The 14,419-nt window shown below is 61.0% G+C and carries 11 protein-coding genes; all 11 read left to right on the forward strand.

Annotation, left to right across the window (positions count from 1 at the left end):
- Window position 1 precedes the first annotated feature (1 nt).
- The gene (locus HUU46_13430) at window positions 2-883 is read left to right on the forward strand and encodes a DUF58 domain-containing protein (protein ID NUM54640.1); all 882 of its coding nucleotides are present in this window, start codon (window positions 2-4) and stop codon (window positions 881-883) included.
- A 10-nt stretch (window positions 884-893) separates the two neighbouring features.
- The gene (locus HUU46_13435; GenBank protein ID NUM54641.1) at window positions 894-1,835 is read left to right on the forward strand and encodes a hypothetical protein; all 942 of its coding nucleotides are present in this window, start codon (window positions 894-896) and stop codon (window positions 1,833-1,835) included.
- Window positions 1,832-2,884: a VWA domain-containing protein gene (locus HUU46_13440; GenBank protein ID NUM54642.1), complete on the forward strand. Its 1,053-nt coding sequence runs from the start codon at window positions 1,832-1,834 to the stop codon at window positions 2,882-2,884. Before HUU46_13435 ends, HUU46_13440 begins: the two co-directional genes overlap by 4 nt.
- Window positions 2,885-2,887: 3 nt before the next feature.
- Window positions 2,888-4,000, forward strand: coding sequence for a VWA domain-containing protein (locus HUU46_13445; GenBank protein NUM54643.1), 1,113 nt, complete (start codon window positions 2,888-2,890; stop codon window positions 3,998-4,000).
- A gap of 85 nt (window positions 4,001-4,085) precedes the next feature.
- Entirely contained in the window at window positions 4,086-5,087 is a 1,002-nt protein-coding gene (locus HUU46_13450; protein ID NUM54644.1) for a hypothetical protein, read from the forward strand.
- Window positions 5,087-6,805: a protein BatD gene (locus tag HUU46_13455; protein NUM54645.1), complete on the forward strand. Its 1,719-nt coding sequence runs from the start codon at window positions 5,087-5,089 to the stop codon at window positions 6,803-6,805. The genes HUU46_13450 and HUU46_13455 overlap by 1 nt, the downstream gene beginning before the upstream one ends.
- Entirely contained in the window at window positions 6,802-7,581 is a 780-nt protein-coding gene (locus HUU46_13460; GenBank protein NUM54646.1) for a tetratricopeptide repeat protein, read from the forward strand. The genes HUU46_13455 and HUU46_13460 overlap by 4 nt, the downstream gene beginning before the upstream one ends.
- On the forward strand, window positions 7,578-10,274 hold the full coding sequence (gene glnD / locus HUU46_13465; GenBank protein ID NUM54647.1) for a [protein-PII] uridylyltransferase: 2,697 nt from the start codon (window positions 7,578-7,580) through the stop codon (window positions 10,272-10,274). Before HUU46_13460 ends, glnD begins: the two co-directional genes overlap by 4 nt.
- Window positions 10,271-11,737, forward strand: coding sequence for a trypsin-like peptidase domain-containing protein (locus HUU46_13470; protein ID NUM54648.1), 1,467 nt, complete (start codon window positions 10,271-10,273; stop codon window positions 11,735-11,737). Before glnD ends, HUU46_13470 begins: the two co-directional genes overlap by 4 nt.
- A 172-nt stretch (window positions 11,738-11,909) precedes the next feature.
- Window positions 11,910-12,263, forward strand: a complete 354-nt coding sequence (locus HUU46_13475) for a DUF2752 domain-containing protein (protein NUM54649.1) — start codon at window positions 11,910-11,912, stop codon at window positions 12,261-12,263.
- Window positions 12,264-12,340: 77 nt separating this feature from the next.
- The gene (locus tag HUU46_13480) at window positions 12,341-14,365 is read left to right on the forward strand and encodes an ABC transporter ATP-binding protein (protein NUM54650.1); all 2,025 of its coding nucleotides are present in this window, start codon (window positions 12,341-12,343) and stop codon (window positions 14,363-14,365) included.
- Window positions 14,366-14,419 lie beyond the last annotated feature (54 nt).

The raw sequence follows: 14,419 nt of genomic DNA on the forward strand, positions 1-14,419 counted from the left end.
TATGATCCCGCAAGAAATCATGCAGGAAATTCGCCGGATCCAAATCCGGACGAACAAGATCGTGAACGACATTTTTACGGGCCAGTATGAAAGCGTGTTCAAAGGCCAGGGGATGGAGTTTCACGAGGTGCGGGAGTACGTGCCGGGGGACGAGATTCGGTCGATAGATTGGAACGTGACGGCGCGGACGGGCGTGCCGCACGTGAAACTGCTGGCCGAAGAGCGCGAATTGACGGTGATGCTCGTGGTGGATGCGAGCGGTTCGGGGCGGTTCGGCAGCGTGCGGCGATTCAAGAACGAGTTGGCGGCGGAGTTGTGCGCGGTGCTCGCGATCTCCGCGATCAAGAACAATGACAAGGTCGGTCTGATCGTTTTTACAGACGACGTTGAATTGTATGTGCCGCCGAGCAAAGGGCGGCGGCACGTGCTGCGGGTTATCCGCGAGATTCTTTACTTCCAACCGAAGGGACGAAAGACGAACATACCCGGCGCGCTGCACTTCTTAAATGGTGTGACGCGGCGGCGCTCGGTCGCGTTCCTCGTCTCCGATTTCATGGCGAACGATTACGAATCTGCACTAAGGGTGGCGAACAAGCGGCACGATGTCGTCGCGGTCGTTGTGTCCGATCCGCGCGAGAGCGCGCTGCCGGACGTTGGGCTGCTTTCCGTGCGCGACGCCGAAACCGGCCGGGAGACGTTGGTCAACACGAGCAATCCGTCCGTGCGGCAGGAATACGCCAAAGCCGCGGCAAAACGGTCGGGGGAGCGCGACATGATGTTGCGGCGGACGCGCGTGGACGCGATACATGTGCGCACAGATCGCCCCTACGTCGATGAGTTGTACCGGTTTTTCCGGATGCGCGAGAAGCGCTTTGTGGTGTGAGGCGGTAGTTATGCGCCGATGGTGCTTCCTATTTACCGCAGTCGCTGTGATAGCGAGCGTCGCGCACGCAGCGGGGGAAGTCGACGCGCGGCTGGAAGTCGAACCCAAGGAAATCCCGTGGCACAAGACGGTTTCGTTCGCCGTGGTCATCGAAGCGCCCGCTGACGCGGAAGTGACTGTCGACGACGTGATGGACCACCTCGGCGGCTTGCAGCCGTTCGGTGATGTCGTGATCAAGACGGAACCGCTGCCAGACGGGCGCAAACGGACGACGCACCAATACACGCTGGAATCGCCAAAAGCTGAACCCGGAAGCTTTCAGCCGGAGCCGGTCATCATCCGCGTAAAGGACGGCGATACGATCACGCTACCTTCCCCCGAGATTAAGGTGCGCGAATTGACCCCGGAGGAAGAAGCGCAGGCACAGGAAATGGCGCCGATCCTTGACCCGCTGAACGTGAAGAAACGATTTTGGGAGTACTGGCAGTTCTGGGCTGGAATCGCGGCGGCGGCAGTCATCGCGACGACTGCATTTGTGCTGTACCGCTGGTTCAAGCGGCAGCGTCCCGCGAAACCGCAGCGCATCGTGCCTCCGTGGGAGACGGCCCTTTCGCGATTGGCCGCGCTGGAAGCAAAAGGGCTGCGAGACAGCGGAAGGCTTGATGCGTACTACGTTGAACTGTCGGCGATACTGCGTCACTACATCGAGGATCGATTCGACCTTCGCGCGCCGGAGCGGACGACGCCCGAGTTCCTTGCGGAAGCGGCCGGCGGCGGCGCGCTGAGCGACGACCAGCAGCGGATGCTTGCGTCGTTCCTGCGCTATTCGGACCGCGTAAAATTCGCGAAGTTCGAGCCGACAATGGACGACGCGGCGCGCAACTATACCGACGTGAAGCGGTTTGTCGAAGAGACCGTGCCCGCCCCGGCGCCCGAGGAGGCGGCGGCATGATCGCCAACGTGATGGAGCAGCTTCGATTTCACACGCTGATGCACCCGTGGGTGCTGTGGTTCGCGCTAGCGATACCGTTGCTCATCGCCGCGGAATGGTTGGCGCGCGCGCCGGGCGCGGTGACGGTATCCACGGGCGAAACGCTCGCGCGCATACGCCATCCGCAAGGACTCTTACTCCGCAGACTGCCCGCCGTCGCGCGGGCGATCGGTCTGCTGTTGTTGCTCGTCGCGCTCGCGCGTCCGCTGCAGGGCCTCGCCGTACAGAAGGACGAGGGCGAGGTCATCGACATCATGCTGTGCATCGATGTGTCGGCAAGCATGTCCGCCCTCGATATTGTCGGCGGGAGAATACGGGCGTCGCGACTTGACGTCACGAAGGAGGCGGTAACGAATTTCATCTCGAATCGCAAGCAAAACCCGGAGCAGCGGTTCGGTCTCGACCGGATGGGTCTCGTGTTGTACGCGAAGTATGCGTGGACGCAAACGCCGCTGACGGTCGACTACGACGTTCTGGAATACGATATCCAGAACGCATCCATCGACATGGACGATACGGGAAAGGCGACGGCCATCGGGTCGGCACTCGGCCTGGCCGTGAGCAAACTTCGGAAGTCCGAGGCGAAGGCAAAGGTCATTATTTTGTTGACGGACGGCCGGAACAACTTCGGCGATCTCGATCCCTTTACCGCCGCCCAGATTGCGAAAGAATTTGGCATCAAGGTGTACACGATCGCCGCGGGGAGTTCCGATGACGCCGTTGTCCCGCAATCGGGGTTCGCGGGACTGCTTGGGGCGCAACGCATGCCTATCGACACGGAAACGCTGGAGCGCATCGCGAGCATTACGGAGGGCCGCTTTTTCCGCGCGACGGATTACGAGTCGCTCGAAGGCGCGTACGACGAAATCAACCAACTCGAAACGACGACGATCGAGTTGGGCGACTACTACGAATACAAGGAAGCGTTCGTTCCGTGGGCGGTCCTCGGCGGCCTGTTCGTGATGGGATCGATCGCGGTCCGCCGCACGTGGTTCGAGCCGGTGCCGTAAGCCATGGGAATCGAATTCGGCATACCGTACTACGGCGCGTGGCTCGCAGGGACCGCGTTTGCGCTGGTTTGCCTGTACGTAAGCTTGAACGTCATGGAACGCCAGCGCCAAGGCCGTATTGCGCGGTTCGTCGAGGCGAAACTTGCGCCCCGTCTACTCGCGGGGTTGGACGCATCCGCGCGCAGGCCGCTGGCGTGGTTCACGCTATTGGGCGTGGGCGCGCTTGCGGTCGCGGTTGCGCAGCCGCATTGGGGGCAGTCGCTGCGCGAAATCACCAAGCACAGCCGGGACTTCATCATTCTGCTGGACACATCGGAAAGCATGCGCGCGAAGAGTCCGCTGCCAAACCGCATGGAGCGCGCGAAGCAAAAGATCGCGTTGCTGCTCGATAAGGCGCCGGCGGACCGCTTTGCGCTGGTCGCGTTTTCGGGCGCGGCGCAACTTCAGAGTCCGCTGACGCTGGATCATCGGTACTTTCGCACGGTGTTGGACAGCATGGACACGGACGTGATCAGCGAGGAAGGCACGAACATCGCGGCGGCCATGCAGGCGGCGATCAAGGTCTTTGCGAAGGAAGACGAGGACGCGGGGGTAAGCAATCGGGCCTCGCGGGCGATTTTACTTATATCCGACGGCGAGCAGTTGGAGGGCGACGGCATCGAGGCGGCCCGGGAAGCGTCAAATTACGCGCGTGTGTTCGTTCTGGGCATCGGCGATCCGGATGGGGCCGAGGTGATGATGCCGGATTTCATGGCACGGTACTTGAAGGACGGGCGGCGCGGCACATCCGAACATGATCCAACGAAACCGCATCGTTCCGCTCTGGACGAGGGCACGTTGAAGCAGATTGCGCTCGAAGGCGGCGGCGCGTATGCGCGTTCCGTGGCAGACACATGGGACATCGACGAACTTTATTCGCGCTTCGCGACCTTATCGACGCGGGATACCAGCAGCGAATTGCGCCTCCGTTTGGTAAATCGATACCAATGGCCGTTGGCCGCCGCAATAGCGGCGTTCGCGGCGGAAGGGGTTTGGTTGGCGATCATGCCGTGGTGGCGTCGTTGGCGCGAACGGAAGCAGCGCGCGGCAGGTGTTGACGGGGCCGAATATGCGTAAGGGAATTTTGGATTTTGGATTTTGGATTTTGGATTGCGCGGCCGTGCTACGACCGTGTGATACGGTTGCCCATGTTTCAACAGAAATGCGCGATCGCCGTGTTTCGCGAACCGGTCTTCAATCCAAAATCCAAAATCCAGAATTCAAGACGCTCCGCCTTCTCCTTGTACTGTTCACGTCCGTAGCGCCGCTATCGTTCAATGCGCTGGCGGAGCCGCTTCATGACCGCATTCTCCGCGCCAACGGCCTGCTGCGCAGCGGCGAGGTGGACAAGGCGCTGGACGCCTATCATCAAATCCAGGTCGATCATCCCGATTCGCCGGTCGTGCAGTACAACATCGGTTGCGCTGAATACGAGAAGGGTGTTCGCGCGCTCAACTCCGACGAGGCCAAGAACGAACCGGGTGCGATGTCGGAAGCCATCGCGTCGTTCGATCGAGCGATTCAAGGTGGCGATTCCACGGTCGCCACACGCGCCGCCTTCAACCGCGCCAATTCCTTGGCGGAAATCGCCAAGGCCAGCGGCGAGGGCGCCGCGGCCGCGGACCGCGCCAAGTCGTTTCAGGAGGCGATCCGCGCATACGAGGACGTCTTGAAGTCCGACCCCGACAACGCGGGCGCGAAACAGAACATCGACCATCTCCGCTACATGCTGAAGAAGACGCCGCCTCCCACGCCCCCGCAGCAGGGCGGCGACGACTCGCCGCAGCAGGACGACCAGAGCGGGGAAAGTCAAGACCAACAGCAGCAACAGCAGAACGATTCCTCCGAGGAACCCGGCGGTCAGCAGCCGGAAAGCCAACCGCAACAGCAAGACCGAGAGCAGCAAGACGAGGAAAGCGAGTCGAGTCCCGATCGGACGGAACAACCGAAGGACCAGCAAAACACGGGCGACAACCAGCGCGAAGAATCGGGCGCCTCCGAGGAGGAAATGAGCCAACCTCCGCAAGACGGCGAATCGCCCACGCCGGACCAGCAGTCCGTCGAGGCGCTCCTGCAATCACTTGAAAACCTCGACAAAGAAATGCAGAAGGACCTGCGAAAGGGCTCGCGCACGGCGCGTGTGCGATCTTCCGGTTGGTGGTAATGCGGCGGACGGCGCGGTGCGGAATTTGGATTTGGTTTGCGGCCGGGTGTTGCGCGCACGCCGCGTCTATCAGTGCTTCTACGGACACCTCGGCATTTACCAAAGGCGTGCCCTTTCAGGTGATTGTCGTAATCGAAGGGCGCGAACTCGCGAATATCGAACTCCCCGCGATCGATGGGGCTTCCATTTCCGAGGAACCGAACTATTCCGGCACGCAGGTCAACTTTGTGAATGGACGCTTGACGTCAACGCTCACCTACGGATATCTCGTCACGCCCCAACGCCCGGGAGAACTCGTCATCCCAGCATTCAAGGCCGAGGTGGACGGTGAAAAGGTCGAGTCGCAACCGATCCGGGTCACGGTGCTTGAAAGCCCGAAGCCCGATGATGTTTCGTCACGATCGGTTGCGGGAGACCAAGTGCTCTTCACGCAGATCAAGACGGACAAGACGGAGGCGTATCAAGGCGAGGCCATCACGCTCACAATGGAAGTATGGATACTCGAAGGCGCGCGCGTGCGGTACGAACCGACGGGATTTCCAGAACTGACGGGGTTCTATGCGCTTCCACGCGAGCCGGGACAGCCGGTGGAGCGCATAGCGTTGCGCGATGGGCGCCGTTACAAGGTCGTGACGTTTTCGCAGATTCTCTTTCCAACGTCGTCGGGCGAGTTGCGGGTGGGTCCGTGGACATGGAGCTGCGAGATGGCGTATCGCGGCATCGCGCGAGGGCGGCAAGCTAAGACCGATCCATTTTCCATTTCCGTAAAACCGCTTCCGCCTCCTCCGAACGGATTTTCGGGCAGCGTCGGCAAGTACGAAGTGGCGGCGTCCCTTTCGAGCAAGGCGACGGACGTGGGTGTTCCGGTCACGCTGACAGTGGGAATCGTGGGCGACGGAAACCCCGACGCGATCGGGACCCCACGATTGCCGTCGATCGACGGGATATACGTCGACGAGCCGCAGCGTGTGAATCTGGCCACACAGGTGTCGGGGCCCAACGGCCAGAATCTGCTGTACAAGCTGACTCCACAACGCGCCGGCGACATTCCGCTTCCCGCGCTGTCGTACGTCTACTTCGATCCCAAGAAGGCCGCTTATGAGACGGCAAAGACCGAGCCGTTGGTACTTCACGTCCGGTCTACGGCCAAGGCGGAAGAGCAGATCATCGCGGGTGCGGGCGGAACAGAAAACCCTGCGCATTCGATCGGGGCCGACATACTCGAAATAGACACTGCGGCCGGTTCCCTGGGTCCGCGTGGCGATTTGGCCGTTCCGACCGCACTGGGCTACGTAACGCCTGTGGCGGCCTACGCGGCGTTCGCGTTATTCCTTCGCCGCCAGCGGCGGTTCGCGACAGACCGCGCGTTTGCGCGCGCACACGGTGCGCTGCGGATTGGGACTGAGCGGCTCGCGGGAGCGCGGCGCGCGACAAACGCGGCAGACAGGCTATATCACGCGGTCACGGGTTACATCGCCGACCAATTCGACTTGCCGGAGACCGGAATGACCTCGGCGGAAGCGCACCTGCTGCTCGAAGCCCGCCGAGTCCCGTCCGAGGTCGCAGACGCGTTCACGCGCATCCTGAGAGCGTGCGAACGCGCGCGGTATGCGGCCGCCGAGTTGTCCGCGGACGAGACCGACGCATTGATTCAAGGCGCCGAGTCGGCAATGCACAGGCTGAACGAGTTCCTTAGGCAAGGAGGGCGAACCGCGTGACCGTACCGTTACTCGTTGCGATCGCGTTCGGAGCAACCAGCGCCTACGACGGTGCGTTTCAGCGCGGTAACGCTGCGTACGAACAGGGTGACTACGCGACCGCGGTTTCCGCATACGAGCAACTCATAGCCGAGGACGTTGTCGAAGCGCCGATCTTCTACAACGTTGGAAACGCGTACTACCGGATGGGCAGGTTGGGCGCAGCCATCGCAAATTACGAGCGCGCGCTCCATACGGAGCCGACGTACGAACCCGCGCGACGTAATCTCGAATTCTGCATCGCGAGTACGAAGCACCAATGGGGCAGGCCGTTGCCCCCCGCATGGCAAGAGGGTCTCCTCATGTGGCACGACAATTGGAGCCCGCGGGCGGTGTACCGCTTGGCTATGCTATGCTGGTTGGCGCTTTGGATAGTGCTGGCGCTGCGCCTCTGGCGACCCAACGCACACTTGACGCGCGCCGCCATCGTGTTGGCGCTGGCGGCGGCGGCATTTGCCACGTCCGCGTATGTCAAGCACCATCCGCCGCCGCTGGCGGTGGCGTTGCGCGACGACACACCCGTTCGATTCGGGTTGGGCGAATCGCAAAGCACGAGCTTTGCGCTGATGCCGGGCGACCGGGTCGTTATCGATTCCCGACGCGATGGCTGGGTCCGGGTGCGCAATGTCGATGGCGAGCGCGGCTGGGTCGAGGAGAGCGAACTGGCGATCGTGGGGCCGCCGTATCCGCGCCCGGAAACGACAACCGCGCCGGACCGCGGCCAAGGAGTTGAATGAACCGGACCTTTGAAGAACTCGTTGCGATCGCCGAATCCCAGGACGCGGCGCACGGCGAACTGACACGGGACGAATGTCTGGTGGCAACGCGCGAGTTCGCAGCGAGAAGCCGCGGCGCGTTGCGGCAGGAGCATATTGAGGGCGCCTCCGGCAGCAACATTGTCCACCGCTTGTCGGACGTCGCCGACGAAGTGGTGCGCGGCATTTACCACTTTGCGCTCGCGTCCCTCGGATTGCACCGCGCGGTGCATTCGCGCGTGGCGCTGTGCGCGTTGGGCGGCTACGGCCGCGGAGAGCTCAGTCCCTTCTCGGACCTCGACATTTCCCTGTTGTACGAGGGGCAACTGGACGAACATATCCGGGCGATAAACGGTTTTCTCATTCCGTTTTTTTGGGACAGCGGGTTTGTCGTTGGCTACTCGATCCACAGCATACAGGAAGCCAACGAACTGGCGTCGGACGACATACTGACCTTTACCCGTTTTCTCGAAAGTCGTCATCTTGCCGGCGACAGTATGGTATTCGCCCGGCTGAAGCTGCATATTCGCGAACTGCAGTCGGGGCCGCTTGCGGAGCGGTTTGTCGAGCAGAAAGTGCGCGACCGGTACGAGACGTTGAACGACGAGCATCAGGACCTTTACGCGCCGGAACCGAACATCAAGGAAAACGCCGGAGGGCTGCGCGATTTCCACACGGCGCTGTGGCTGCTGATGATGTCGTACGGGATTTCGACGCTGGACGAAGCGGTCGCGCAGGACATCATTACGCAGGACGAACACCTTTCGCTGATTGACGCGATCGACTTTATTTGGCGGATCCGGAACGAGATGCATTTTCGTTCGGGCCGCGCGGACGATCGCTTGACGTATGCGAACCAATCGCACCTGGCGGAGGCGTTCGCTTACATGCCCGGCCCGAGCGTGCGCCGGTTTATGCAGGATTACTATACCGCCGCGGGCAAACTGCGCCGGTTCATGCGGCTGGCGGCGCGCGCGTGCAGTCCGAATTCGAACATCAATCTGCCCGATTCCGGGATGCCGATTGCGCAAGACTACGTGACGGAGAACGGTGAACTCTACGTCGGCGTGGGCGATAACCGGTGGTTCACGCACAGCCCGACGCGGATCATGGAAGTGTTTTGGGTGTGTGCGCGGCACAAGGCGCCGTTGAGCCACAGCGTCGAGCGGATGATTACGGCGAGCCTTGGCTTGATTAACGATGCGTTTCGCGAGAGCGACGTCGTCCGGCGTTTTTTTCTGGCGATCTGCAATCACCCGTTGCAGGCCGGCCATTCGTTACGGCAGGCCGCGTCGCTCGGCGTGCTGGGCCGTTACATCCCCGAGTTCGCGGATGTAGACAACGTCATTCGCTACGAGGACTTTCATTCGTTCCCCGTGGGTGAGCACACGCTGCGCGCGATTGAGGCGCTTGCCAATCTGGACAGGGTGCCCGGCGCCGTAGGGCGGTGCCTGCGCGAGGCGCTGGAGAACCTCTCCGACCCTTATATTCTGGTCCTGGCCATACTCTTTCACGATCTGGGCAAGGTACAGGGCGATGTGCACGTCGAGGAAAGCGTGAAACTCACGCGGCAGATTTGCGAACGCATCGGAATGGACGAAGGGGACACGGAACGGATTTCGTTTTTGGTGCAACACCACATCCTGATGACCACCATCAGCCAATACCGCGACATCGACGACGAGGACATCGTCGAGAGTTTCGCGAATACGATGCAGAACGAATACCGGCTGCGCGCGCTTTTCCTGCTGTCGTATGCCGATTTGTCGGCGGTGGCGCCGGGTGTATGGAACGAGTGGAAGGGCGCCTTGCTCCTTCAACTGTATCTGCGCGCGGTGAAACGGCTGATGGGCCGGGCCGAGACCTCCGGCGAGGAGTATTGGAAATCAACGAAGGCCGACGAAGTCCGGGACGCGGCGACGCCGGAGTTGCGACCGCACGTCGCCGAGCATCTGCAATACCTGAGCCAACGCTACTTCGTCGCGTTTCAGGCCGAACAAATCGCGGAACATATGGCGTGCATTGCGGAAGCCGAACAGCGAGGTCTGGCGATTCGGTGCGCGACGAATTCGGTGACGCACAAGAGCGAGATCGTGATCTGCACGCGGGACCGCCACGCCCTGTTTTCAATGATTGCCGGATGCTTTTCGTCGCAGTTGATCGATATCAGCGGCGCGGCGCTGTTCACGCGCCAGGACGGTTGGGTGATCGACTGGTTTTCGGTGGCCGACGCGCGCACGCTGCGCCCGCTTACACCGGCCATGCAACACAAGCTGGAAGAAGTGCTGCACGCTGTACTAATCGAGGGCGAGGACGTGCAGGAACACGTGGATCGGGGAATGCGGCGGCTCTTCGCGTTGTTGCAGCCTCGAGCGGCGGTCCCGACGCGCGTGGTATTCGACAATCAGTCCTCGAAGTATCATACTGTTGTGGACATCGAAACGGGTGACCGTACGGGCCTGCTGTACGACATTACCCGGGTGATGAGCGAGCTTGGGCTGGACATTTCCACGGCGCGCATCGTGACAGATGTACAGCGCGTGCGCGACTCGTTTTACATCACCAAGGACGGTTGCAAGGTAGAAGACGAAGAGACATTGGCGGCCATTCGCGAGGCGATGCACCATGCCATTCACCCGCGGGCCGTTGCCGAGACCAAAGGAGGTAAAGTATGACCAGTACCCCACGAGCCATCTTCCACGTCGTGCTGGCGACACTGCTGTGCGCGGGCGCCGCGCAGGCGATCACGCCGATGTTGCGCGAGTTGGAAGATGCGTTCATCCGCATAGGCGAGCAAGTGCGCCCCGCCGTTGTGAACGTCGAGTCCGAGCAGGAAGAAGAAGAGGCCCCGGCCCAAGGCCCGCGCGCGCCGGGGCTCGAGGACTTCTTCAAGTACTACGGCATTCCCATGCCGGACCCGGAAGACCCGCGCATGCAGCGCAGACCGGTCGCATCCGGTTCTGGCTTCGTGTTCGACAAGGCCGGGCACATCATCACGAACAATCACGTCATCGACGGGGCCAAGTCGATAAAAGTGCGTTTCTTTGACGGCAAGGAATACGCGGCCGACGTCGTCGGCAGGGATGCCGATACGGACATCGCCGTGATCAAACTTAAGAATGCCCCGGCGGACTTGCACGTCGCGGAATTGGCGAATTCCGATGAGGTGAAGGTTGGCCAATTCGCGATCGCGCTGGGAAGCCCGCGCGGCCTCGAGGGATCGCTCTCGTTCGGGCACGTGAGCGCGCTCGGCCGAGACGAATTGCGGCTACCAATCACGCTGCGCTTCCAGAACTTCATCCAAACGGACGCCGCGATCAATTTTGGGAACAGCGGCGGCCCGTTGGTGGACATCGACGGCAGGGTGATCGGCATGAATACGGCCATCGATGCGGTAGGCGAGTCGCTGGGCTTTGCCATCCCAATTAACATGGTAAAGGAAGTCGCGCCACAGCTCATCGCCAGCGGAAAGGTGACGCGCGGATTCCTGGGCGTAATCGGCATCATGGACATCAAGGATATTGTCACGGGCACAACCACTGCCGAAGAGTTTGCCGAGGCAATTGGGCTTCCCGACACGGCTGGCGCGTACGTAAACGGCGGCGCGATTCCGGACTCGCCGGCGGAGAAGGCAGGGATAAAGAAGGACGACGTTATCCGGAAGATCAACGGCGATCCCATTGTAAGCGCGCAGGACTTGGTCAAGAAAGTCTCCGCAATGTCTCCGGGCACGAGCGTGAAGCTGGATGTCTGGCGCGAGAAGGCGCCCACGGAAATACAACTCACGCTGGCGGAATACCCGGGCGACGCGCGAAAGGCGGCGCTGGGCAAGGCGTTCCTCGGCATGCGTGTGCAGCCGCTCACGCCCGAACTGAAGAAGCGGGCCGGACTTGCGGAAGACCTTGAAGGCATGGTGGTCATGGACGTCGAAAAGAATTCGCCCGCGTACGATGCGGAAATCATGCAGGGCGACATCATTACCGAGGTGCAACAAAACCCGGTGAAGACGATGGATGAGTTCCGTGCATTGCTCGATGAGCATGCGAAGCCAGGTAAGAGCGTGCTATTTCGCGTCCAGAAACAAGGCGGCGACACGCTTCCTATCCTTGTCAAGGTGCCGGAAGCGGGCGCGCAGTAATGATTGACGACGCGCGGGCCGGGCGCGGCGAGCCCGTCCCGCGCGCTGCTTTTTACCGAGGCGGTGAGTCGATGTGAATATTTCCGCAAGTGACCACGAACGCCCACGCAGCGCCGGCACTGTGCGAATAAATGCATTGTTCCTTGCGCTGGGCTGCGCGGGCGTGCTTGCGATGTCCATTGCACTTTCTCCGGACCCGCGAGGGTTCGGAACGCATGAGCAATTGGGGTTGCCCCCATGCATCTCCACCAACTTTATCGGCGTACCGTGTCCCCTGTGCGGCATGACGACATCGTTCTCGCTCATGGCGCACGCGCGTCCGGTTGAAGCGTTCAACGCACAACCCGCGGGCGTGGTCTTCTTCGTGATCTGTGCGCTTGCACTGGCAGGCGCTCTCACTGCGGCCATACTTGGGTTCACCCCCCGATGGGTTGGATACCTGGTCCGCGCGAAATGGATCGGCAGTGTCACCATCGCTCTGATGCTGGGTGCGTGGGCGTACAAACTGGTCTCCTACGTGCGTTGAGGTCGGTCCCGCATTGAGGGGCCTCGCGCCCTGTGGTACGATCTGCCGCATGTTTCCCACCAACGCCCGGATAACCCATGTACGGTATTGACGAAAACACGAATTACGAAGAACGGAACGTCGCGAAGCCCAAGGGCGACTCGTGGAGCATCTATAAGCGCCTGCTCGGTTACGTCCTCGAATACAAGGCGCGCCTTGCGCTTTCGGTCGTGCTGGCTTTTTTCGTGGCGCTTTCGTTGGGGGGCATCGTCGTATTTGCGGGTAGCGTTGTGACCTACACGTTTAGCTCTCCCGGCGAAGCGGCGAAACAGTTGGCGGACGATACCGCAAGCATTAATGCCCGCGTCGAAGACATGCGGGCAATCGTCGGCTGGGCGCCGAGCAACCTCGACCAAATGCTTCGCGACGCCGTAGGGTTTCTCCGCGAGGAGGGCAGGCAAACGCGGGCGATGGTTTGGCTTTGCACCATCGTCATCCTTCTCGCGCTAATCGGCGGCTTGTCGCGATTCGGCCAGGAATACCTATGCGCGTCCATTGCGACGTTTATCACGGTACGGCTCGGGCTGGAAATGTTCGACAACATCATTCGCCTGCCGATTCGGTTCTTCGAGAAGCACACTTCCGGCGAAATCATCGCGCGCATGACCAATGACTGCTTCACGGCGGGACGCGGACTGACGGCGGTATTCATGAAGTTGTTCCGCGAACCCTTCAAGGCGATAGTCTTTTTCACGATCGCCTTTAGCGCCCACGCGCCACTCACCATCATCGGTCTGGGGGTGCTGCCGCCGGTCGTGCTCATCATGATCAAGATTGGCCAAAAAGTGCGCAAGAGCATGCGCCGCACGTTGGAACGCATCGCGGGATTGCAGACGGTATCCAAGGAAAGTGTGGCGGGGATCAGCATCATCAAAGGGTTCCTGATGGAAGACTTCGTGCGCTCGCTCGTGCGCAGGGAGTACGCAAAACTCCAACGCCAAGGCCTGAAGATGATGCGGGCCGATGCCGCGATTGGCCCCCTGACCGAGTTTGTGATGACGCTTGGCTTCGTTGTGTTCATTGTGATCAGCGTTTACGAAGTGACCAAGCCGAATCCTTCGCTCCGGGTGGACGACCTGTTGAAACTGTATCTATCGCTGGCAATGATGCTGGACCCCGTGCGCAAACTGACCGCAGTCAACAATGCGGTCCAAACGAGTGTGGCCAGCGCCGAGCGCGTATTCGAGTTTATCGATCTTAAACCGGACATTGTCGATGCGCCGGATGCAGTCACTTTGAAGCCGTTGCGCGAAATCATTCGGTTTGAGGATGTCCACTTTTCCTATGATGGCAAGACGGAAGTTCTGCGGGGTGTAACGTTTGACGTCAAGAAGGGCGAAATGATTGCGATCGTGGGCTTCAGCGGCGCCGGCAAGAGCACGCTGGCGAAGTTGGTTCCGCGATTCTACGACGTTACCGGGGGCAGCATTTCGATCGATGGCGTCGACATTCGCAAGGCGACGCAATCGAGCCTTCGCGCGCAAATCAGCATCGTCACGCAAGACACGATTCTATTCAATGCGTCGGTGCGCGAGAACATTGCTGCGGGTAATGACTCGTACAGCGACGATCGGATCAAACAAGCCGTCAAGGCCGCGCATGCCACCGAGTTTGTGGAGAAGCTTTACCGGCAGTACGAGACAGTCATCGGCGAGTCGGGCGGTTCGCTTTCCGGCGGGCAGCGGCAGCGCCTTGCGATTGCCCGCGCCCTGATCAAAGACCCGGCGATCCTCATTCTCGATGAAGCGACGTCGAGCCTTGACATGGAAAGCGAGCGCGCTATCCAGAAAGCAATCGAGGAGTTTGTGGTGGGGCGCACGTCCATCGTAATTGCCCACCGCCTCTCGACTGTGCAGCGGGCGGACCGCATTCTCGTGCTGGACCAGGGCCGGGTTGTCGAGCAAGGCAAACACGAAGAACTCTTGCAGCGCCCCGATAGTCTGTACAGAACACGGCTCTACGGAGCCGAAATAGCACCTGCTGCCGAGGAGGAGGCGTCCGCGGGCAACAATGGCAGCGATACGGCCGCCGCACTCCCTTCGCGAGAAGACGCCGTTTACTGAGACGTGATCCCTCGACGCTGCAAAGGTGTGAACGAGCGAAAGGAACGGTGCTTG

It is taken from the genome of Candidatus Hydrogenedentota bacterium (genome assembly GCA_013359265.1).
Lineage (GTDB): Bacteria > Hydrogenedentota > Hydrogenedentia > Hydrogenedentales > SLHB01 > JABWCD01.

Coding starts and splice junctions, on each gene's coding strand:
- HUU46_13445 (NUM54643.1), top strand. CDS start 2,888: ATGGGAATCGAATTCGGCATACCGTACTACGGCGCGTGGCTCGCAGGG.
- HUU46_13450 (NUM54644.1), top strand. CDS start 4,086: ATGCGCGATCGCCGTGTTTCGCGAACCGGTCTTCAATCCAAAATCCAA.
- HUU46_13475 (NUM54649.1), top strand. CDS start 11,910: ATGTCCATTGCACTTTCTCCGGACCCGCGAGGGTTCGGAACGCATGAG.
- HUU46_13480 (NUM54650.1), top strand. CDS start 12,341: ATGTACGGTATTGACGAAAACACGAATTACGAAGAACGGAACGTCGCG.
- HUU46_13470 (NUM54648.1), top strand. CDS start 10,271: ATGACCAGTACCCCACGAGCCATCTTCCACGTCGTGCTGGCGACACTG.
- HUU46_13440 (NUM54642.1), top strand. CDS start 1,832: ATGATCGCCAACGTGATGGAGCAGCTTCGATTTCACACGCTGATGCAC.
- HUU46_13455 (NUM54645.1), top strand. CDS start 5,087: ATGCGGCGGACGGCGCGGTGCGGAATTTGGATTTGGTTTGCGGCCGGG.
- glnD (NUM54647.1), top strand. CDS start 7,578: ATGAACCGGACCTTTGAAGAACTCGTTGCGATCGCCGAATCCCAGGAC.
- HUU46_13435 (NUM54641.1), top strand. CDS start 894: ATGCGCCGATGGTGCTTCCTATTTACCGCAGTCGCTGTGATAGCGAGC.
- HUU46_13430 (NUM54640.1), top strand. CDS start 2: ATGATCCCGCAAGAAATCATGCAGGAAATTCGCCGGATCCAAATCCGG.